Raw genomic sequence first — 20,804 nt, forward strand, 5'->3', positions numbered from 1 at the left:
TGCGTCCTCTACTGACCCACTGCAGATACAATACGTATTTGCTTCTCATCAGGTATTTCTTGGTAAGAAATGACTCTCAGATTAGGAATAGTATGTTTAACAAAGCGTGACAGCGTCGCGCGCAACATACCTGACGTCAACAATATAGCGGGTTGTCCGACCATTTCTTGCTTCTGAGCAGCATCTGCAAGTGACTGCTGCATACGCTCTGCAAGACCAGGTTCGATATTTGGACCATCTCCACCAGTTGCCTGCATTGACTGATGCAACATCTGTTCCAACTCTGGCGCCAATGTTATGACGGGGATTTCTAGCTCTGGCCCTGATATCTCCTGAACTATCATACGTTTCAATGCTATACGCACTGCCGCAGTTAACACTTCCGTATCATTACTCTTAGTGCCGTATTCTAACAAAGTTTGTACGATTGTGCGCAAGTCTCTGACAGAAACACCTTCATTTAATAGGTTTTGCATCACTTTTACGACATGCCCTAGCGGCATAATGTCGGGAATAAAGCCATCTACAAGTTTAGGTGAGTGTTTTGCAAGCATATCCATCAATTGTTGCACTTCTTCATAACCTAGCAACTTAGCAGCATTATTTGTTAGCAATTGACTAATATGAGTTGCTACAACTGTTGCGGCATCGACTACGGTATAGCCTAAAGTTTGTGCATGCTCACGTAATTCTGGCGCTATCCATACAGCTTCTAAACCAAATGCTGGATCGCGCGTTTCAATACCATCCAGTTTCCCATACACTTGACCAGGGTTGATGGCTAATTCGCAGTCATGGCGAATATCGGCTTCTCCTACGACAACCCCCATTAACGTAATGCGATAGGCATTAGGCGATAAATCTAAATTGTCGCGAATATGCACTGCAGGGACTAAGAAGCCTAATTCTTGAGATAGTTTTTTACGCACACCTTTTATACGGCTAAGTAACTCACCACCTTGCGCTTTATCTACCAATGGAATAAGACGATATCCGACCTCAAGACCAATAGTATCAACATGATGCACATCATCCCACCCCAACTCCTTCGGCTCTGAATTTTGCCTTTCAATCGGTCCTGATTTGACCTGTTCTAGGGCTACAACGCGCTTAGTCTCATTTCGCTTATAGACAAAATATGCAGCACAGGCCGTTAAAACTGCAAAGCTTAAAAATGCCATATGTGGCATGCCAGGGACAATACCCATAACAAACAGCACTCCAGCGGCAATGCCCAATGACTTATGACTGTCAAACATCTGACTCATCATCATTTGGCCCATATCGCCGGATTCATTTTGACGAGTGACCATTAGCGCCGCTGCAATAGAGAGTAGCAGTCCAGGTATTTGTGCGACTAGTCCATCACCAATCGTCAATAAGGTATAAATTTCGACGGCTTCAGTGAAACTCAAACCATGTTGCACAATCCCGATGATAAAACCACCTAAAATATTGATTACTAGAATCATGATCCCAGCGATCGCATCACCTTTTACAAATTTTGAAGCACCGTCCATCGCACCGTAAAAGTCGGCTTCACGGGTCACTTCAGCACGACGTATTCTCGCTTGATCTTGGTTTAATGTGCCAGCATTCAAGTCGGCATCAATTGCCATTTGTTTACCTGGCATTGCATCCAAGGTAAAGCGGGCACTTACTTCAGCAATACGCCCGGCACCTTTAGTCACCACGGCAAAGTTAATAATAATGAGGATAATAAATACGACTAAACCAACTGCATAGTTACCACCAATCACAACTGAACCGAAGGCTTCAATAACTTTACCAGCCGCATCACCGCCATTATGACCTTCGAGTAATACCACACGGGTTGAGGCTACGTTTAGCGCAAGGCGTAATAGGGTTGCAACTAATAGCACTGTCGGAAAAGCAGCAAAATCTAACGGTCTATCGGTATAAATAGCTACGAGTAAGACGATAAGTGCGAGTGCAATGTTAAAAGAGAATAGAATATCAAGTAAAAATGGAGGAATGGGCAGCACAATCATGGCTAATGAGGCAAGCACAATCATAGGCGTACCAATGCCTTTGAATGAACTCAACTTCATTTGTTTTACTTGACCAAGAGTCGCTTTAACATCCATTCGCTATAACCAAAATTTTGACATGTAACAATCGAAAAGCAAAAAATGAGCCAACAAAAACATCGTCATCTCTAAAATTGATATAAACACAACTGACAGGCTAAATTATCAGCACAATAGATTGATAGGTCCACAGAAATAGCTTTAAAAACAGTGCAGAGAGTCATACGACACATAAGGGCTAAGCATTGGTAACACTATCAATATCTTGAGTATTACAACTCATACTGGGAGTTATTTGCGCTATTCACTTCAAAAAATTAATATTTTAATTCATCAGGAATAGGTTGGTTAAGCGGAATGGGAATAGGTTTACGACCGCGCCCTTTTTGATATTGCCTTAATTGAAATACATAAGCCAAAATCTGTGCAACAGCGGTAAATAAACCTTCAGGAATTTGTTGGTCTAACTTAGTGGTATGGTAAATTGCTCTAGCAAGCGGCGGCGCAGAAACAATGGTAATATCGTGTGAGCGCGCAATTTCTCTAATTTTAAAGGCCACATCATCAACCCCTTTAGCAATGACAAAAGGAGCAGTTGAACGTTTTATATCATATTTGATGGCGACGGCAAAATGCTCGGGGTTGACCACAATAACATCGGCATTAGGTACTTCAGCCATCATGCGCCGTTGTGCCAATTCACGCTGCATCTGCCGAACGCGTCCTTTTACCTCGGGTTTACCTTCGGTATCTTTGTATTCATCCTTCACTTCTTGTTTAGTCATTTTAAGCTGTTTGTTATGATTCCAAATTTGGAATGGCACATCAATAACGACAATAAATAAAATAGAAGAACATAACAAAATAAACATCCAAATGAGTAAATCTAAAGCATGATAAACATTACCTGGAAGGTGGTCGCTAGACAAAAGCATAATATCGTTAAAATAATAGCTTAATAAAAAATATGCCGAAAAAGCTATCACAGAAAACTTAGCAATACCCTTAGTCAGTTCAACTAATGCCTGCACACCAAACATACGCTTAAAACCTGCCATAGGACTCATTTTACTGGCTTTGGGCATCATTGCTTTAGTTGAAAAATTAATTCCCCCAAGTAAAATATTACCGATAAACGCCACAACGACAATCAATAACATAATTTTAGCCATAGGCCAGGCTATTTCGTTTGCAACCACACCCCAGACATTAAACATTTCTTCAGTATCAAAAATTTGTGCCCTATCCATGGTAAATACGGTTTCAAACACTCGGGTTAAGCTGATGGCTAGACTTGGGCCCAACATATAAAAACCACATGCTGCCGAAATTAATACTGCTGCAGTACCGAGTTCTTTTGAGCGAGCTATCTGGCCTTTTTCCCGCGCCTGTTCTAGACGCCTCCCGGTGGGTTCCTCACTACGTTCACCACTTGATTCTTCAGCCATTTGCAACTCCTATTATCAAATAAGGCCATCAGCGTTACATTGCAAACTGAGCATATCGCAGAGCAAAAGCTGAGCGGTAGACCAAACCTCATCAAAATGCGCCATCACGGGCGTTAGAGTTAACCAAAGAATAAACAACCCACCGATCATAGTGATCGGAAAACCAATAGAGAAAATATTTAATTGCGGCGCGGCGCGGGTCATCACGCCAAAAGACAAGTTCACTAATAATAACGCAATGATTGCTGATATCGACATTGTTAATGCTGCGCCAAACATATACGAGCCCCAGTCCGCTAGTGCCCGATAACTGGTAAGGCTTAATCCTTGATTGGAAATAGGTAAGGTTTCAAAACTCGCAACTAACATGCGGATCATTAACAGATGACCATCAACGGCTAAGAAAATCAACGTTGCAAGTAATAGAAAAAAGTTACCAATTACGGGCGTTTGCTGCCCAGAGCCTGGATCAACCATAGAAGCAAAGCCTAAACTGGTTTGCATACCGATAATCTGCCCAGTTAATACAAATACTTGCATCACCATCTGAGTAACAAACCCCATAGCAACACCAATAATAATTTGCTGAGCCGTAATAAATACAGCTCCTAAAGAGAATAATTCGACATTTTCAACAGGGGGAAGAATAGGAGCGATAGAGAAAGTAATCGCCATAGCTAATAATAAACGTACACGTGCGGGTGTAGTTGCTGCGCCAAATACCACCATCACCATCAGCATACTCGCCACTCGAAATAAGGGCCAAATATATGCTGCTATGGTTTGGGTTATGGTATCGAGTAACACCTCCATTTGATTAGCCTATCACTTGCGGAATGCGATTGACCATCTCGATAAAAAAGTCCATCAGGGTTTGAACCAACCAATGCCCCATAAACATTAAACCGAACAGCGTGACTAATAATCGAGGTAAGAAACTTAAGGTTTGCTCGTTAATTGACGTTGCAGCTTGGAATACAGCAACGATAAGCCCAATGCCGAGTCCCGGTAACACAATTGCCGATACCATCATTACAATAACAGCGAGTGCCTCGCGAAAAATATCAATTAGGGCTTCTGGACTCATGCGTATTTCCCTTTGGCTACCCGAAACTATTGGCTAATGTCCCAAGGACTAAGCTCCAACCATCAACGAGAACAAATAGCATTATCTTAAACGGCAGAGACACAATCATAGGTGAAAGCATCATCATACCCATGGCCATCAGAATACTCGCAACCACAAGATCTAGTACCAAAAACGGCACAAAGAGCATAAAACCGATTTGAAAAGCAGTTTTTAGCTCACTGGTTATAAAGGCGGGAATAAGCACACTCATAGGCGCTTCTTCAGGGGACTTAATCCCTTGATAACCTGAAATTTCAATAAAGGTTTTCAAATCTGTTGTTCTGACTTGGCCTAGCATGAACCCCCTAATGGGTTCTTTGCCTTTATCGAACGCTTGTTGCAATGTTAATTGCTCTTCAATGTAGGGTTTAACTCCTTCATCATAAATTCGGTCAAACACAGGCGCCATAATAAAAAAAGTCATAAACAAACTCATACCAATTAAGACTTGATTAGAAGGCGTTTGTTGTAAACCAATGGCTTGGCGCAAAATAGAGAGCACGATGATAATGCGTGTGAAAGAGGTCAACATAATCAGCATCGCAGGTAAAAAGCTTAGCGATGTCATCAGTAGTAGAATTTGCATGGTAACAGAGTATTCTGTTGAACCGTCTGGCGCCGTAGTGACTGTCACTGCGGGTAAAACGCCATCAGCAGCCCAAGCCGACGGCATAAATATCAAAATCACTACCCCTAGTAACGCAAGCATACGTGTTGTCATTGTTTTGATTTCGCCTGACGTAGCCGACTCGCAAAAGAGTCTGATTCTATGTGGATAGGCTCAGCCAGTTTATCAATCAAGTTTACTTGTTGCCCGCTAACACCGATCAAATACTGTTGTGTACCCAGTTGCACCAATACTAGGCGCTCTTTTTGTCCAAGAGAGGTGACCGCAAGCGTTTTTAAAACGCTATTATTGGCAGGAACAAGATTAAAACGTCTTAATAAATACGCTAGAGTAAAAATTAACAATAAAACAACAATTAAGCCACCTAACATACTCGCTAACGTCGCGATCTGCGAAGGCTCATGTAATGATGCGCTAGAATTCGCGACATTAGCGGCATTGGGCGCATTATCAGCCAGTAGGCTACTACCTTGAGTCTGCGAGGCTGCAGCTAAATTCATAATCACTGATGTATTCATCAAAAAATTCCAACTCGGTTTATATTCACTATTATTTAAGCTTTTTAATACGTTCAGTCTGGCTGATTACATCAGTTAAGCGAATACCAAATTTATCGTTTACCACTACTACTTCACCATGAGCAATCAATGTCCCGTTGACCATCACATCCAGTGGCTCACCTGCGACTCTATCGAGCTCCACCACAGAACCTTGATTCAACTGTAATAGATTACGAATACTGATATAGCTACGGCCTACTTCCATTGAAATCGTCACCGGAATATCTAATATCGTATCCAGCTTTGCCGCTTCAGCTTGACTAATCGGCCTTGAATCGTCCACCAGTTCATCAAGCTCAATAGCATTGGCTTCTTCTAGCGCCTGTTCAGCCATCGCTGCTGCCCAATCATCGGTATCTTCTGTGCTCATCTTACTTCACCCTATATTTCTGATATATCGCGAGTTTTATTTTTTCGTGTTACTAATTGCAGCTCGGATTTGACGGTTTCTGGACGCGGAATTTTTTCACAAATTTTAAGAGCAAGATTATCTCTAGAACGCCCCATTTTACAACGATACGTTGGTAAGTCTTCGACTCTCATCATGATATATTCTGGCAATTCGATAGGAATAATATCACCCGCTTTAAAATTCATCACATCTTTGAGGGTTACTTCATGTTCAACAATGTTGGCATCGAATCCCACCTTCACATCCATTATTTCATCGTGTAGCGCTTGTGACCAACGCATATCCGTATCTTGTTTATCACTCTGTACCCCCGCATCAAGCAACTCTCGAATAGGCTCAATCATCGAGTACGGCATAGTTATATGAAAATCTCCCCCGCCGCCATCAACTTCAATATGGAATGAATTTATCACCACAACTTCAGTAGGACTGACAATGTTCGCCATTGCAGGGTTAACTTCAGAGTCCAAATAATCGAACTCTACATCCATTACTGGCGCCCAAGCATCTTTATAGTCTTCAAAAATAATCTTCAGTAATAATTGTACGATGCGTCTTTCTGTCGGCGTGAACTCACGACCTTCAATTTTGGCATGAAAACGTCCATCACCACCAAAAAAGTTGTCGACTAAAATAAACACTAATCGCGCTTCCATGGTAATAAGTGCCGTCCCTTTTAGGGGGCTAAAACGTACCATATTCAAACTAGTAGGAACGAACAGTGTATGAACGTACTCACCAAATTTAAGCATTTGTACGCCGTTAATCGACACTTCTGCAGCACGGCGCATCATATTGAACATGCTGATCCGTAAGTGACGAGCAAAACGCTCATTGACGATTTCCAACGTGGGCATACGCCCACGAACTATTCTGTCTTGCGAAGAGAAATCATAGGATCGCGCATCTTCTGGGGAGATGTCATCTTCATCGTCATCGACGTCATCGACCCCGTGTAAAAGAGCATCAATTTCGTCTTGGCTTAATAAATCACTCACTATATTGCCTTCGCCTCTTTAGATTTCCGACTGACAGCACAGCTGTTATTGCATAACAAAGCCGGTGAATAACACTTTTTCGACCACTTTACGCCCCGTCACTGACTGCAGAGTATTTTGCACACTCAACAGCGCTAGCTGGCGTAATTCATCTTTACCTGCTTGCGTACTGAGTCTCTGGACATTGGAGCCACTAAACGTGGTTAAAAGTGCATCTTCAATTAACGGAATATGTTTTTGTGTCAGTACATCATCAGTTCCGCGCACCATAAGTTGAACTTTAATCTCAACTAAGCGGGCTCTATCTGAACCAGGAAGATTGAATAAAAAGGGACGTGGCATAGGAACATAAGCTGCAACCCCTGCCCCACTTGGCACTTCTGTTTGTACAGTATCAGCGGGGATGGCAGCATCTTCTGAACTGCTACCCAACAAAAACCATAAGACGGCCGCGATAACCAATAAAACAATAATCCCCGCGCCCACGAAGATAAAAAGCTTTTTCTTGCTTTTCGATTTATCAGTGCTTCCTAACTCAAGCGATTCTTCTTTAGGCATTCACTATTCTCTTCAATTTAGGCGAAAACGCATTATGTTTTGTTATCTTAATCAAATCGTAACGACATTATTCGCGTAAGTTATTGCTATAGGTTACCTGCTTAAGCGTAATAATCTATACCTGAATTTATGCTTGTGGTTTGATTTAACACTAAATCGAGTTCTTCTGCTGCAATTTCATCCATATCGGTATGATTTGAACCGTCTCCATCGCCAAAATTACCTTCTCGGGGATGGCCTTGGTCCCCTTGGGAAACATGACTGTCGGCCAATTGCATTCCTTGGTCTTGCAACAACTCACGTAATCTTGGCATTGCTTGCTCAACTAAATCACGCGTTTGTGACTGAGTGACATGAAACTGTACTTGGGTTTGATCGCCATGCACTTGTATTTTAACCAGCATATGGCCTAATTCTGGCGGATCGAGTCGGATCTCCGCGTGTTGAATCCCCTGGCTCACCATAGTAATCAATTGCTGCCTCATAACAGGTGAAAACCGTTGAATCATCTCTTGCATTTGATTCTGCTGCTCAACACCTTGACGCAATGACAATTGCACTGACACTGTTTCTTGACGGTTCAACTGCGACAGTGATAATCCATGGGTTGACGATGCAGGCTTAAGATCTGAGAAGCTACTGTCATCATCAATGAGATTATTGTCTCGCGAAATATCCATAGCGACGGTTAATTTAGCATCTTTAAGTAACAAACTAGCTGCTGCATCACTATCCGCATCAAGAGAACTTTTGCTTCCTGTTTCAGTTTTTGATACTTCAGATGCAATTGGAGAACCTAAAGTATCAAGCTCTAAAGTATTTGCTGACGTGGTAATGTTAGCGGTTTTTAGGCCAGTCTGTGCCGAGTTATTAGCCATTGATTTTGCGATAGCAGCTTGATTAATCAGATTGTCTTCATCGCTATTAATAGCATTACTGATATTTGTTGCCATTGACTGGTTTTTTACATCTTGATTACTTAATGTCATCGTATCATCGATTACATTACTTATATTCTGAGTATCAACAACAGCATTGGTGCTTAATGGCGTTATCAATGAAGGGTCTGCTGATAACGCATCTTTATCTTCAGTGATTACGGTTTCACCTTCAGTATCCAAAAACGTAAGCGGCAATATCTCTCCCTCCGATGCCGCTTTCTTCATACCATTTGCCATATCTATTTGAGCAAAGATAAGATTAACATCGTCACTATCTGTTAATTTATCTTCGTCAACAGATTTATCTTTAGATGTAACCTGCGAAGGTTCATCTAGATTGACCGGTGTTTTTTTAGCTGACGAAACAGAATGTGAACTCGCGGAAACAGAAGACAGTGTAGATGAAAAGTCATCATTATTAGACGTTTGAGAAGATATCTTCGCGGAGTTGGCCGCAGTATTTCCCGTATTACTCAACAGGGCATTGGTCATTTGTTGCATAAGCACTCCCAAACAGTACCCAGCTTCACGGCGAAAGAGCTAGGTAGAACGTCAATTTATCGCTGCTATTGCAGAGGTATAATACAAATTAAAGCAAGTAAGATGCCAAGCGTTCAGACTTACGGTAAATTTCGTATAATTAGTGTTCATATACTCGAATTGTGATTATTCGGCCTAATGAAAATCAAGCTTCGAACTAACATCCGCATTAATCTCAATTGATGAGTATGTAACCTGAGCTCGGGATAAGCAGAGCCGCTGAATAGACATCTTTTCGGACCTCTCTGCGTTGCGCTGTCTAATCATAGCTCGCTATGGCGTACGACAGAACGCCTTGATATGCGCAAAAATCTGCGCATTCAGTCAGAAAATAGATTTTTTGTTTCAAACTAATCATTTATAGCATTGATTTAGTTTGTTAAATGTAGATTTCCCGACACTCGTTATCCCGAGTTCAGGTGATGTAAAATAGCCCTAGCGCTGATGACGACGAAAGAACTGTTGCGAAGCAAATTCATCAGTCATTTTTTGCTCGCGTTTTTGTTCAACCACTTGGCGTTTTTTCTCTTTACTGGCTAATAGCAATTCAACAGCTTTACGTTTTTTCTGTTTTTCTAACCAATGCTGTTGCCGATAGTCCTTTTGCATCTCACCATCGGCAACGACACGATGTTGCTGAATAATGGCATCGTCAATCTGTCGAATAAAACGATGAAATTGGTGATAATGATTAGCGCTAATCGCTTGACCTTGCTGGGATTGCATTTGTTTCATGTAGTCTAAACGGTAGTTATTGAGTGCACTCAGTTGATTCAGGCGTTTTTGACATTCTAATTGCGCTGACTTTAGCAACAAGGCTGCTTGTTCTTCGGCATCATTAGCAAGCTTTAACACTAACAACAACGGATCGGCGTTAGCCATACCCCACCTCAATTAGTTCAATAACGTCATTATTTACATTGCGCGGCAAGTTGCCCGAGCATGAGTTGGCTGTCGGCAAAACTGAAAGCATCGCGCATGGTTTGTCGCAAAAAAGCATTCATTGCTGGCTGTAATCGTATCGCATTATCGATGCGAGGATCGCTACCTTGAGCGTAAGCCCCAATGGAAATCAAATCTCGATTTTGCTGATACAAAGAATAGGTTTGTTTAACGCGGCGCATCGCTTCCAAATGTTCATTGGAAATGACCATAGGTGCGACTCGGCTAATAGACGCTTCAATATCTATCGCAGGATAGTGACCAGAGTCTGCAAGTGAACGCGATAATACGATATGCCCATCGAGAATCGCCCGAGAAGCATCGGCAATAGGATCTTGTTGATCGTCACCTTCGGTCAGCACAGTATAAAATGCTGTTATTGAACCTTGGCCAGGGCCGCCGTTTCCTGCGCGTTCAACTAAACGTGGTAGCTTAGCAAACACTGAAGGCGGATAGCCCTTAGTGGCTGGCGGCTCACCAACAGCCAAAGCAATCTCGCGCTGCGCTTGGGCATAACGAGTCAAACTATCCATGAGTAACAAAACGTTATAGCCTAAATCACGAAAATATTCGGCAATTCGGGTCGAAGTTTCACAGGCTCGAAGGCGCATTAACGGCGAGGTATCCGCAGGCGCCGCGACAACAACGGATCGCGCGCGACCTTTCTCCCCAAGAATTTCTTCAATAAACTCTTTTACTTCGCGGCCACGCTCCCCCACCAGCCCAACCACAATAATGTCAGCAGTAGTACCGCGAGTCATCATGCCTAAAAGCACACTTTTACCCACGCCAGACCCCGCAAATAAGCCCATACGTTGGCCTTTTCCCACGGTCAACATAGCATTGATCGCACGCACACCCACATCGAGTGGTTCAGTAATGGCACGGCGAGATAACGGATTAATCACAGCGCTATGTCGCGGCGCTTGTTGATCGGTTTGCAGCGCCCCTAAACCATCTAACGGGACACCGTTACCATCGAGCACGCGCCCTAATAATGATAAACCCACATTGAGCCCAGTTTGTTCACCTAAAGGCACTACGCGTGCGCCGGGTAATACCCCGCGCAATTCTTCTATAGGCATTAAATACAAGAGTTCACCATCGAACCCGACAACCTCGGCAATTAACTCACCTGCCATGGTTTCAATTGAACATAAACTGCCCACCGGCGCACGGCAACCACTTGCCTCTAAGGTTAGCCCCACCACCCGCACTAGCTGACCGCTGGCCACGGCGCGAAAGGGAGGAACCTTATCGATATGACGGTTAAGTCTATTCAGTAGTTGATGTTGGCGATTTAGCATCTGAACCTGTATCTGAATGATTATTGGTGGAGGCAGGTTGAATATCTTCAGCTTGTTGGGAAATAGAATCTACAGTTTGGCTATCCAACTCTGACTCTACGTTAAATTCAGGCTCAACGATTTCTGAAGGTGCAAGCTGTTTAGCGGTATTTTCAGCCGCTATCGTCTCTTGCAATTGCCGCTGTTTATCCGTTAAGTGTGCGTGTTGATCCCGTAAAGGTTCAAACACAGCATCGATACGTGAAGCAAGGGTTAAATCAACCAAAGAACGATGACTACTAAGAATACAATCACCCGAACTTAAAGAGGGGTCGATTTCAAGTTCCCATTTACTACGGGTTAATTGAGCACTGGTATAAAGCTGCTCAACTAAAACAGCATCGTCCGGATGCAGTCGGATAGTTACGGGCTGATCTTTAATCGGTAGCGATTCAATACCTAAGCGCAATGCTGACAATATTTGTTCAGGGTGAGTTTTTAATTCGTGGCCTATGACTGATTTGGCTAATGTCATACTCAATGTCATCAAGGAAAGTTCGATATCACCATCGAGTAATTGCAGCGGGGTTTCAAATTGAGTCAATAAAGCTTCAAAACGAGATAACAATGTTTTAGCTTGGGCTAAACCCGACTCTAATCCTTGTTCATGCCCTTGGGCGAGTCCCTCTGTATGGCCTTGCTCTAAGCCTTGTAGTCGCCCTTTTTCTAGCCCTTGCTCATACCCTCGCTGCTGACCTTCGGTAAAGCCTTCTTCTTCGGCTTGAGCACGAATATTCTCAATCTCGGCCATCGTTGGCGGAGCCACACTCTCTACGGTTGTAGGCTTAGGCTGTTGGTGGTTTGAGCGACCAAATACATTGGATATTGAGTCATCTTCAGCTTCAGTCACATCAGGCAGCGCCCAATGGCTAAACTCGATATCGCTATCGCTCACAATTTTCTTCGACAATTTATTATCACTTGGATTAGAGGAACTCATCGCCACCAGTGCCGCCTAACATAATTTCGCCGCTATCGCTTAAACGACGCGCTATCGATAGGATTTCTTTTTGAGCCACTTCCACTTCACTAATACGAATAGGCCCCATGGCCTCAAGATCATCACGTAATAGTTCAGCGGCACGTTTAGACATGTTATTCAAGAATTTCTCTTTCAACTGCTCATCAGTGCCTTTGAGGGCTTTCATCAATACATCTTGCTGAACTTCCCGCAGCATAGCTTGAATACCACGGTCATCAACATCGAGTAAATTTTCAAACACAAACATTAAATCTTGGATTTGCTGCGCCATTTCTTCATCAGACTCGCGCATGGTTTCCATTAACTGGCTTTCAATGCCGGTATCTAGGTAATTCATAATGTTGGCTGCCGCTTTAAGGCCACCCATTTTCGCCGCTTGTGCACCACCTTGGCCAGCAAACTGTTTTTCCATAATATCGTTTAACTCTTGCAGTGCCGCAGGCTGTACTTCTTCAAGGTTTGCGATACGCATCATTAAATCTAGGCGGGTGTTCTCTGGGAATTGACCGAATATTTCCGCGGCTTGATCGGGATCTAAGTAAGATAGAACAATCGTTTGGATTTGAGGGTGCTCATTTTGAATAATCGTCGCCACTTGACGCGCGTCCATCCACTTCAACGAATCTAAGCCCTTAGCACCGCTACCCATAATGATTTGTTCAATCAAATTACCCGCTTTATCAGCACCCAATGCAGCGGTTAAGGCTTTACGGACAAACTCTTCACTGTTAAAACCAATTGAAGAATACTTTTGAATATCATCAAGAAACAGCTTGTGTACCCCGATAACTTTTTCTTGACCAAAATCATCCATCGCCGCCATTGCCATACCTACCTTTTGCACTTGCTTAGGTTCTAAGTGCTTTAAAATAGAGGCTGCATCGGTCTCACTGAGACTCAAAAGTAAGATGGCAGTTTTTTCAATACCACTGATATCTTTGATATTAAAAGCAGGTGCAGTGACGTCTTTCGTCTTATTCTCAGCCATTGTCTTGTAACCAGTTTTTTATTACTTGGGTAGATAGCTCAGGCTCATTGGCCACAAGCGCACGAATAGCTTTAATCATATCATCATCTTTGTGAAGATTAGGGATATGAATTGAACCATCATCAGCATAACTGTATTCCGCCTCTTTGGTATTGAGCATCCCCAAAGTGTCAGCGGCATATTGGTCCTCTATTTCAGCCAGTTCATTACCGAGTCTCATATCCTCAGGCATGTCTGCACTATCTGGGTAGATTAAACGTTTCAGCATCGGGCGCACTACAGCTAATATCAACACTAAGATAACCAATGCACCGATGCCTAGCTTAACCGCACGCCAGAACCAAGGTTGCTCCCACAAGTCTAGCGCAGGTAAATCATCAACTAATTGATCCATAAATGGAACTGTGACAACTTCCAACACATCGCCCCGCTGCGAACTAAACCCCACAGCTCCCTCAAGCAAACGACGTATATTGCTCAACTCTTGCTCAGTACGAGCAACTCGCGCCACTTGTCCCGTTTCTCCAGCAGCGCCCGGTTTGAAATCCACAGCGACAGAGACACTAATGCGACGAACCGAACCCACTTGTTGGCGGGTATGGCTAATAGTGGTATCTAATTCAAAATTACGCGTCGCTTCACGATGTGAATTGCCCGCAATCACCGACTCTGTTGCCGTCGTTGCATTTTCAGGAATATTCGATTCCATTGGTGGTTGATTGGTTAATGCGCCAGGAATACCGCCAGAAGAACCCGTGCTATTGTTTTCAACGGTCATCTCACTGCGTAATGCAGGTAAATCCGGGTTATAGCGCTTTGATGTTTGCTCGACTGCAGTAAAATCCATGCTGACATCGACTTGCGAGGTAAAATTTTCAGGGCCTAAAATCGGTACTAAAATGGATTCAATCTTAGTACGGTACTCAGCCTCTTTTTGCTGCACTAACTCAAGCTCGCGGCGCGCTATCGCTGATGCGCCATCTTGACTGCCAGAATTTAATAAACGGCCGTTAGAATCAGTGACGGTAACACGTGCAGGCTCGAGCCCTTGAACAGCAGAAGCAACAATATCGACAATAGCATCGACTTCACCTTGGCCTAGACCGCCACGGCGAGTGTTGATGACTACCGTCGCACTCGGTTTTGAGGCATTACGAGCAAAGACGTTTTCTTTAGGTAAAGCTAAAATTACTTTGGCGCGACTAACACTTTGTAACTGCTCAATCGCGCGAGCCAAATTCTCTTCTTGGCTGTGCTTAAGTCGGGCTTGCTCCATTCTTTGGCTGACACCAAAACCACTGTCTTGAGTCAAAAAATCTTTACTCGTGGTAGAGTTGTCAATGCCTGCACGACTCAACATCATTTTAACTTCTTGGTATTTATCTTCAGGAACTTTAATAACATCTACATCAATCTGATACTTCACTTTATTTTTATCAAGCACATCTAGCACTTGAACCATTTCTTCTGTTTCCATTTTACCCAATGGACGATATTCAGGTTCCTGCGCCCACAGCATGACAAATACGGCCAAGGCTAAGCAAATTGCTAAAGCTAAAATCATGGTGATCTGACGTAGACTATCAGCGCTGCCAAGATTTGCCATCATTCCAGGCTTATGTTCTTGCTGGACACCTTGGTCAATTGAGTCGGAATTGGATCCAACAATCATTTCTGTACTCACGATTCGTACCTGCTAATTGGGTTATTTACTGGCCTAGACAGGCATGCTCATGATTTCTTTATAGGCTTCTACAAGTTTATTGCGCACTTGCACCGTTGCCTCAAAGGCGACACTGGCTTTTTCTCGGGCGATGACAGTATCAGATAAAGAAACCGTAGTATCCCCCATCTCTAAGCGCGTCGCTAGGTTTGATGATGTCGACTGTAAGCCGCTGACATTACCGACAGCTTGGGATAGCAGTTGACCGAAGTCAGCGCCACTGGTGTTATTGACTTGCTGCATGATATTTGGCTGAACGCCGAAAGACGGCGTGATTTCGCCTTGGAGTTTCTGCATTTCTTGCAGGAATGAATTTGCGCCTATTTGCATGCTGAGCTCCCAGTCGTCGAAATCTTGACGTTCAAATATCTATATATGGGATAATGCAAAATAACGGCCAAGTTTCACAGGGTCGTTATTAATAAGCAATCAATGGGATAATAAGGCATCAATAGTGGGAGTATTAAAAAATAAAGCGGGTTACATTTGTGATTGATATTTAACACCACCAACCTCTCTTCTTATATGGAGGCTGTGGTGTTATCGATTGAATATAAACCTAATTTGGCAGTTGGATCCCCATATCACGCATTTTCGCCATCTTGTATCTTAGGGTACGAGCACTGATGCCTAATTTTTCTGCCACCAGTTTACGACTACCCTGACATAAGTTTAGCGTTTCAAGAATAATCACGTGTTCTTGTGCTTTAAGCTCTTCACCTAAACCATCGGGCTCAGCAGCAAACAGCTCTAGGTCTTCACTGCCTAAAATCACATCTTGGGTATCGATAATAATGTCATTCGCAGTAATCAATTGACCCGCTCTTAATATCAAAGCTCGCTGGATCACATTATCGAGTTCACGTACGTTACCTGGCCAACGATGGCTCAATAACCGTCGACGGGCATTCTCATCTAATTCAGGCACATCGGCAACATTCAGTGCCTTAGCATGCTTAACCAGTAAATGGCGCGCAAGGGGCAAGATATCGGCAGGGCGTTGGCTTAATGCAGGCCATGCTAAGGGAAACACGTTAATCCGATAATAAAGATCTTCCCTAAACCCGCCCGCCGCGACCACTGATTTTAAGTCTCGGTTTGATGTGGCAAGCACGCGCACGTCTAACTTGATGGTTTTACGGCCACCTAAACGCTCAACTTCACGTTCTTGTAATACCCGTAATAATTTAGCTTGTAAGCTCAAATCCATCTCAGATATTTCATCTAGCAGTAAAGTACCACCTTGAGCTTGCTCAAATTTACCCGGACAAGCTTGATAGGCACCAGTAAATGCACCCTTTTCATAACCAAAAAGCGTTGCCTCGAGCATATTCTCAGGAATAGCCGCACAGTTAATGGCAACAAAGGCTTGATCAGCACGGCTGCTGTGTTGATGAATATAACGTGCTAAGACTTCTTTACCCGAACCACTTGGCCCTAAAATCATCACAGAGGCATCAGATGCGGCAACACGTTGAGCCAGCGCTAACAGCGCTAAACTTTTCTCATCAGCAACAACAGGCTGATCTACATTTTGCTTTAACGGCAAATAACGCGAAACCTGATTGAGTAAAACCTCAGGGGCAAAGGGTTTGGCTAAGTAATCAACAGCACCTAATTTAATCGCATTAACGGCACTGCCGATAGTTGCGTAGGCCGTCATCAACAACACCGGTAACTTAGGATGATGCTGCTGTAAATAGTTTAATAAACCTAAACCACCGATGCCCTGCATTTGTACGTCACTAATGACCAAATCAAACTGATGTTGTTTCAAGGCTAATATCGCATCTTCACCCGAGGCCACATCAATGCATTCATATTGAGCGAGCATTAAAGTATCAAGTAAAGCCTCACGCAATGATGCATCATCTTCAACGAGTAACAACTTGGCTTCAGACATGAGATGTCTCCAAAGGTAATACACGCGCAGATTTAGCACGAGGAAAAACTAAAGACACTGTACAACCCTTATTAGGTACACAACTGAGTTGCAGCTGCCCACCATGATTACTGACTACAGAATGCACCACGGCTAACCCAAGTCCCGTTCCCTGCGCTTTGGTGGTAAAAAAAGGTTCAAGTACCTGATTCTGCATACTCGCATCTAAACCTTTGCCATTATCGATGACATCCAAGAATAACTGCTCGCCCTCTTCTTTCGCTTCAATCCGAATTTTAGTCGCGCCAGCTTCAAGACTATTCATCACTAAGTTATTAATTGCTGAGCTTAATGCGTTCGAATTAGCCAACATCGAGCTGCTTGATGCATTATTAAATAGCAAGTCACATCCATACTGTGCTGCTATTGGTTCACAATTAGCTAAAACATTGTCGATAACATCGGTAAGCGAAATTAAGTCCCCGAGTTGGTCCTGACGGCCTTTTGCCATTAATAGCATGTCATTAACCTGACGTTCTAATTCGTTAAGTCTATCAACGAGCTTCTGTTGAAACTTAGTTTTAGCGGCATCTGACAACTTAGGGCTCGCTAAATTTGAGGCATATAACAGTGCCGCTGATAATGGCGTACGTACCTGATGCGCCAAGGTCGCGACCATTTTACCGAGCGCAGATAAACGCTGTAGATGGGAGATATTTTTTTGTAATAATCGAGTTTCAGTGAGGTCGGTTAATACGATTAACTGACCAGGCTCAGGTGTAAGAGGAGTAATAGCTAATTTAACTCGGCGACCATTGCGCAGCGATATCTCATGCCCATCATCATCCTGTGGAGCAAACGCGCTATGGATCACATCAATCCATCGAGCCCCGCACAACGAGCGTTCAAGCAATTCAACCGCAACTGGATTAGCATCTGTAACGATGCCGTTACCATTGATAATCACCACGCCAGATGGCATAGCCTGTAAAATATGTTCCATTCGATTGGACATATTTGCGGCCTCACGCAGTTGGTTCCATTGTTTGCTAGTGTGCTTGAATGACTCAATTTGCGCTAGTGGATTGGCTGACATAGTCACTCCGTCAATAAATTGCTTATAACGGAGTGACTGCAGAATCTATGCCAAATTAAAAATTAAAATATAGAGGTTAAAATTACTTAAATAACAATGAAATAGAAGGTTAATCTTTCGTCATGCCATACTTACGCATTTTCTCAACTAAAGTTGTACGACGTATTCCGAGCATTTCTGCGGCACGAGCCACGACGTTATCTTGCAGCTCTAGCGCCTGACGTATCATGTCAATTTCAAGCTCTGCTAACAAATCCTTCAGATTGACACCTTCGGGGGGTAACTCGCTTGGGAAACGCGTTTCAGGGATTTCAACCGGTTCTTCATCACTAAAAATAGAAGCAAAAACATCACGTTCTTGTTGCTCTTCACTCATCTCAACACAGTATTCTGGCACATCGATATGGCGATATTTAACCGGTAAATCATTAACATCAACCAGCCCACCCGGATACAAAATCGTCAGCCGTTCAACTAAATTAGACAACTCACGAACGTTACCCGACCAAATATGTTCTTTCAGCGATTCTATCGCACGCTGCGTAAAGCGTACTTTACCGCGCCCTTCGTTATAAACTCGGCTAACCAACTCTTGCAATAACAAAGGCACGTCATCTTTACGCTCACACAATGCTGGCATTTCAATCGGAAATACGTTCAAGCGATAATAGAGATCTTCTCGAAACTCTCCAACGCTAATCATAGCTTCTAAATCTCTATGAGTTGCCGCCACAACACGCACATCTGCATTGATTGTCTTTGAGCCACCAACGCGTTCAAATACTCGCTCTTGCAGCACCCGCAATAATTTAACTTGCATTTGTAAGGGCATATCACCGATTTCATCAAGAAATAGTGTACCGCCTTCTGCTAGTTCAAAACGGCCTTTACGCGAAGATATCGCCCCAGTGAAAGACCCTTTTTCATGGCCAAAAAGCTCACTTTCTAATAACTCTGGCGGTATCGCGCCGCAGTTAATAGGAATAAAGGGTCCATCGCGACGTTCGGACAAATAATGGATATTACGGGCTACGACTTCCTTGCCCGTACCTGATTGGCCCAGTACAAGCACTGTTGCCTCGGAGGTTGCAACTTGATTAATCAAGTGCCTCACATTAGCAATACCATCACTACGTCCAACTAAGCTTCGAAATAACTTAGTTTGATTCGCGCTAGTTGGTACTTGGGGGCGTTTAACTTGGCCAAAAACTTGGCAGAAATGTAATAACTCGGTCAGCTGAGGATAATTTAATGGCTCTTCAATGCACCCAAGGATATTAGAGGCTTGTAACTCTCCTGCACTCCCCAATAACAATATGGGCTGCCATGGATATTGAATAGCAATCTCTTTCAGCGCATCAGACTCTGTTGGATCAGTTAAAATAACCAAGGCACGAAAACGAGTATCTTTGAGGCTTGCACTTAAATTTTCGACTGTTATTTGATCAATCTGCTCGCCTAAAAAATCTAAAATACAACATAGGCGACTTAGTCGCTCTAATGGTGGTCCGACAAGTAAAATTCGTTGATCTGTTTGCATCATTCAATAGACCGTAAAGCGCTAATATTTATTAATTCGCATTAATTATTTATGGTTAGTTGCTGTAAAAGCTTAACAAATTCAATGTAACAATCTGGTCCACAATCACGACTACGATGAATATTGTATTATCAGCAGACGAGAAGCAAGCCTCTGGTGAGGATTATGCCAAACTGAATTGATTTTAGTTCATTTCAGAGAAAGTCACAGCCAATTTAGTCAATAACTTGACGATGAACAATAAAAAGACGCACGGAATGCGCCATTTGTAAAACGATAACTAAATAATTAATTCGTTTCTGTGTGAGCCGACATGTGATGTTTATCAGTAGGGATAGCATCCCATCCTTCTTTAATATTGCGCAAAATATCACACACGTCATCGATAGCTTGAACATCATTATTAAGATTAGCTTCAGATATTTTTCGCAGCATAAAATCGTAAAGATCGCTCAAATTTCGAGCTATCTGGCCACCAGTCTCCATATCTAAACTATTGTTTAAGCCGTTGATGATACCAATAGCTTTACCTATATAAATCCCTTTATTTGATAAATCGCGCTGCTCGATTGCAAGGCGACTTTGAGCAAGGCGTTGCAATGCACCTGCGAACATTAACTGTATAATTCGATGTGGTGAAGCGACTGTAATTTCACTTTCTAATGATACCTTACGATACGACTGTAATGACCCTCGCATAAACACCTACCTATTTGAATCTATTGTCTCGTAAACATTAATTTGGCGCTTGTTTTTACTGCTTGCATGCAACAGTGCTTGTCTATCCGCCATGATAACATTTGATTGAATTGTAAATTTCTCAGTTAAATCAAGCTGATGCTGAAGGTAATCAGCATCATCTATTTTGTCGTCATTGAGTAGTAAACTTAGCAACGCTTGACGCTCACCGACTAACACAAGCAAGTTTGATACCAGATCGTCAGATTGTAGTTCTTCTGCAGGAATTTTAATTAATGTACTTAAAACTTCACTCAATTCAATATTTAATTTATCAAGTTGTTTCATTGAGTTTATACCTT

The 20,804-nt window shown here is 43.0% G+C and carries 21 protein-coding genes; all 21 read right to left on the bottom strand.

The features are described from left to right. Positions 1 to 8: 8 nt before the first annotated feature. Positions 9 to 2,108 (bottom strand): flagellar biosynthesis protein FlhA, encoded by a 2,100-nt coding sequence (flhA, locus tag C9I43_RS09695; RefSeq protein ID WP_076496682.1) that lies wholly within the window; start codon positions 2,106 to 2,108, stop codon positions 9 to 11. Between the two features lie 260 nt (positions 2,109 to 2,368). Next, positions 2,369 to 3,499 (bottom strand): flagellar biosynthesis protein FlhB, encoded by a 1,131-nt coding sequence (gene flhB / locus C9I43_RS09700; RefSeq protein WP_076496681.1) that lies wholly within the window; start codon positions 3,497 to 3,499, stop codon positions 2,369 to 2,371. 15 nt (positions 3,500 to 3,514) lie between these two features. Then, on the bottom strand, positions 3,515 to 4,312 hold the full coding sequence (fliR, locus tag C9I43_RS09705; protein WP_076496680.1) for a flagellar biosynthetic protein FliR: 798 nt from the start codon (positions 4,310 to 4,312) through the stop codon (positions 3,515 to 3,517). 4 nt (positions 4,313 to 4,316) lie between these two features. Beyond that, a complete protein-coding gene (fliQ, locus tag C9I43_RS09710) occupies positions 4,317 to 4,586 on the bottom strand; it encodes a flagellar biosynthesis protein FliQ (protein WP_076496679.1) in 270 nt (89 codons plus the stop codon). Between the two features lie 16 nt (positions 4,587 to 4,602). Then, positions 4,603 to 5,349 (bottom strand): flagellar type III secretion system pore protein FliP, encoded by a 747-nt coding sequence (gene fliP / locus C9I43_RS09715; protein ID WP_076496678.1) that lies wholly within the window; start codon positions 5,347 to 5,349, stop codon positions 4,603 to 4,605. After that, a complete protein-coding gene (gene fliO, locus C9I43_RS09720; protein WP_107883311.1) occupies positions 5,346 to 5,774 on the bottom strand; it encodes a flagellar biosynthetic protein FliO in 429 nt (142 codons plus the stop codon). Before fliO ends, fliP begins: the two co-directional genes overlap by 4 nt. Before the next feature lie 31 nt (positions 5,775 to 5,805). Then, positions 5,806 to 6,186 carry a flagellar motor switch protein FliN gene (gene fliN, locus C9I43_RS09725; RefSeq protein WP_076496676.1) on the bottom strand — a complete coding sequence of 127 codons (381 nt, stop codon included), beginning with the start codon at positions 6,184 to 6,186 and terminating at the stop codon, positions 5,806 to 5,808. Positions 6,187 to 6,197: 11 nt separating this feature from the next. After that, positions 6,198 to 7,226 carry a flagellar motor switch protein FliM gene (gene fliM / locus C9I43_RS09730; RefSeq protein ID WP_076496675.1) on the bottom strand — a complete coding sequence of 343 codons (1,029 nt, stop codon included), beginning with the start codon at positions 7,224 to 7,226 and terminating at the stop codon, positions 6,198 to 6,200. A 45-nt stretch (positions 7,227 to 7,271) separates the two neighbouring features. Then, positions 7,272 to 7,784: a flagellar basal body-associated protein FliL gene (fliL, locus tag C9I43_RS09735; protein ID WP_107883312.1), complete on the bottom strand. Its 513-nt coding sequence runs from the start codon at positions 7,782 to 7,784 to the stop codon at positions 7,272 to 7,274. 101 nt (positions 7,785 to 7,885) lie between these two features. Further along, positions 7,886 to 9,226 (bottom strand): flagellar hook-length control protein FliK, encoded by a 1,341-nt coding sequence (locus C9I43_RS09740; protein WP_107883313.1) that lies wholly within the window; start codon positions 9,224 to 9,226, stop codon positions 7,886 to 7,888. A gap of 474 nt (positions 9,227 to 9,700) precedes the next feature. Further along, positions 9,701 to 10,147 (bottom strand): flagellar export protein FliJ, encoded by a 447-nt coding sequence (fliJ, locus tag C9I43_RS09745; protein WP_076496672.1) that lies wholly within the window; start codon positions 10,145 to 10,147, stop codon positions 9,701 to 9,703. A gap of 29 nt (positions 10,148 to 10,176) precedes the next feature. Then, complete coding sequence (fliI, locus tag C9I43_RS09750; protein ID WP_107883314.1) at positions 10,177 to 11,514, bottom strand: flagellar protein export ATPase FliI; 1,338 nt, start codon at positions 11,512 to 11,514, stop codon at positions 10,177 to 10,179. Further along, positions 11,483 to 12,493 (bottom strand): flagellar assembly protein FliH, encoded by a 1,011-nt coding sequence (gene fliH / locus C9I43_RS09755; RefSeq protein WP_107884104.1) that lies wholly within the window; start codon positions 12,491 to 12,493, stop codon positions 11,483 to 11,485. Before fliH ends, fliI begins: the two co-directional genes overlap by 32 nt. Beyond that, positions 12,480 to 13,523, bottom strand: a complete 1,044-nt coding sequence (gene fliG, locus C9I43_RS09760; protein ID WP_107883315.1) for a flagellar motor switch protein FliG — start codon at positions 13,521 to 13,523, stop codon at positions 12,480 to 12,482. Before fliG ends, fliH begins: the two co-directional genes overlap by 14 nt. After that, positions 13,516 to 15,195, bottom strand: a complete 1,680-nt coding sequence (gene fliF / locus C9I43_RS09765; protein WP_181317915.1) for a flagellar basal-body MS-ring/collar protein FliF — start codon at positions 15,193 to 15,195, stop codon at positions 13,516 to 13,518. The genes fliG and fliF overlap by 8 nt, the downstream gene beginning before the upstream one ends. Positions 15,196 to 15,240: 45 nt before the next feature. Beyond that, the gene (gene fliE, locus C9I43_RS09770; protein WP_011847306.1) at positions 15,241 to 15,576 is read right to left on the bottom strand and encodes a flagellar hook-basal body complex protein FliE; all 336 of its coding nucleotides are present in this window, start codon (positions 15,574 to 15,576) and stop codon (positions 15,241 to 15,243) included. 229 nt (positions 15,577 to 15,805) lie between these two features. Further along, positions 15,806 to 17,149 (bottom strand): sigma-54-dependent transcriptional regulator, encoded by a 1,344-nt coding sequence (locus C9I43_RS09775; protein ID WP_107883317.1) that lies wholly within the window; start codon positions 17,147 to 17,149, stop codon positions 15,806 to 15,808. Further along, on the bottom strand, positions 17,142 to 18,224 hold the full coding sequence (locus C9I43_RS09780; protein WP_107883318.1) for a sensor histidine kinase: 1,083 nt from the start codon (positions 18,222 to 18,224) through the stop codon (positions 17,142 to 17,144). The genes C9I43_RS09775 and C9I43_RS09780 overlap by 8 nt, the downstream gene beginning before the upstream one ends. 109 nt (positions 18,225 to 18,333) lie before the next feature. Continuing rightward, complete coding sequence (locus C9I43_RS09785) at positions 18,334 to 19,767, bottom strand: sigma-54 dependent transcriptional regulator (protein ID WP_107883319.1); 1,434 nt, start codon at positions 19,765 to 19,767, stop codon at positions 18,334 to 18,336. 285 nt (positions 19,768 to 20,052) lie between these two features. Further along, a complete protein-coding gene (gene fliS, locus C9I43_RS09790) occupies positions 20,053 to 20,463 on the bottom strand; it encodes a flagellar export chaperone FliS (RefSeq protein WP_107883320.1) in 411 nt (136 codons plus the stop codon). Positions 20,464 to 20,469: 6 nt separating this feature from the next. Continuing rightward, on the bottom strand, positions 20,470 to 20,790 hold the full coding sequence (locus C9I43_RS09795) for a flagella biosynthesis chaperone for FliD, FliT (RefSeq protein WP_107883321.1): 321 nt from the start codon (positions 20,788 to 20,790) through the stop codon (positions 20,470 to 20,472). Positions 20,791 to 20,804 lie beyond the last annotated feature (14 nt).

The sequence above is a fragment of the Shewanella morhuae genome (genome assembly GCF_003028295.1).
GTDB lineage: Bacteria > Pseudomonadota > Gammaproteobacteria > Enterobacterales > Shewanellaceae > Shewanella > Shewanella morhuae.

Coding starts and splice junctions, on each gene's coding strand:
- flhA (WP_076496682.1), bottom strand. CDS start 2,108: ATGGATGTTAAAGCGACTCTTGGTCAAGTAAAACAAATGAAGTTGAGT.
- flhB (WP_076496681.1), bottom strand. CDS start 3,499: ATGGCTGAAGAATCAAGTGGTGAACGTAGTGAGGAACCCACCGGGAGG.
- fliR (WP_076496680.1), bottom strand. CDS start 4,312: ATGGAGGTGTTACTCGATACCATAACCCAAACCATAGCAGCATATATT.
- fliQ (WP_076496679.1), bottom strand. CDS start 4,586: ATGAGTCCAGAAGCCCTAATTGATATTTTTCGCGAGGCACTCGCTGTT.
- fliP (WP_076496678.1), bottom strand. CDS start 5,349: ATGACAACACGTATGCTTGCGTTACTAGGGGTAGTGATTTTGATATTT.
- fliO (WP_107883311.1), bottom strand. CDS start 5,774: ATGAATACATCAGTGATTATGAATTTAGCTGCAGCCTCGCAGACTCAA.
- fliN (WP_076496676.1), bottom strand. CDS start 6,186: ATGAGCACAGAAGATACCGATGATTGGGCAGCAGCGATGGCTGAACAG.
- fliL (WP_107883312.1), bottom strand. CDS start 7,784: ATGCCTAAAGAAGAATCGCTTGAGTTAGGAAGCACTGATAAATCGAAA.
- C9I43_RS09740 (WP_107883313.1), bottom strand. CDS start 9,226: ATGCAACAAATGACCAATGCCCTGTTGAGTAATACGGGAAATACTGCG.
- fliJ (WP_076496672.1), bottom strand. CDS start 10,147: ATGGCTAACGCCGATCCGTTGTTGTTAGTGTTAAAGCTTGCTAATGAT.
- fliI (WP_107883314.1), bottom strand. CDS start 11,514: ATGCTAAATCGCCAACATCAACTACTGAATAGACTTAACCGTCATATC.
- fliH (WP_107884104.1), bottom strand. CDS start 12,493: ATGAGTTCCTCTAATCCAAGTGATAATAAATTGTCGAAGAAAATTGTG.
- fliG (WP_107883315.1), bottom strand. CDS start 13,523: ATGGCTGAGAATAAGACGAAAGACGTCACTGCACCTGCTTTTAATATC.
- fliF (WP_181317915.1), bottom strand. CDS start 15,195: ATGATTGTTGGATCCAATTCCGACTCAATTGACCAAGGTGTCCAGCAA.
- fliE (WP_011847306.1), bottom strand. CDS start 15,576: ATGCAAATAGGCGCAAATTCATTCCTGCAAGAAATGCAGAAACTCCAA.
- C9I43_RS09775 (WP_107883317.1), bottom strand. CDS start 17,149: ATGTCTGAAGCCAAGTTGTTACTCGTTGAAGATGATGCATCATTGCGT.
- C9I43_RS09780 (WP_107883318.1), bottom strand. CDS start 18,224: ATGTCAGCCAATCCACTAGCGCAAATTGAGTCATTCAAGCACACTAGC.
- C9I43_RS09785 (WP_107883319.1), bottom strand. CDS start 19,767: ATGATGCAAACAGATCAACGAATTTTACTTGTCGGACCACCATTAGAG.
- fliS (WP_107883320.1), bottom strand. CDS start 20,463: ATGCGAGGGTCATTACAGTCGTATCGTAAGGTATCATTAGAAAGTGAA.
- C9I43_RS09795 (WP_107883321.1), bottom strand. CDS start 20,790: ATGAAACAACTTGATAAATTAAATATTGAATTGAGTGAAGTTTTAAGT.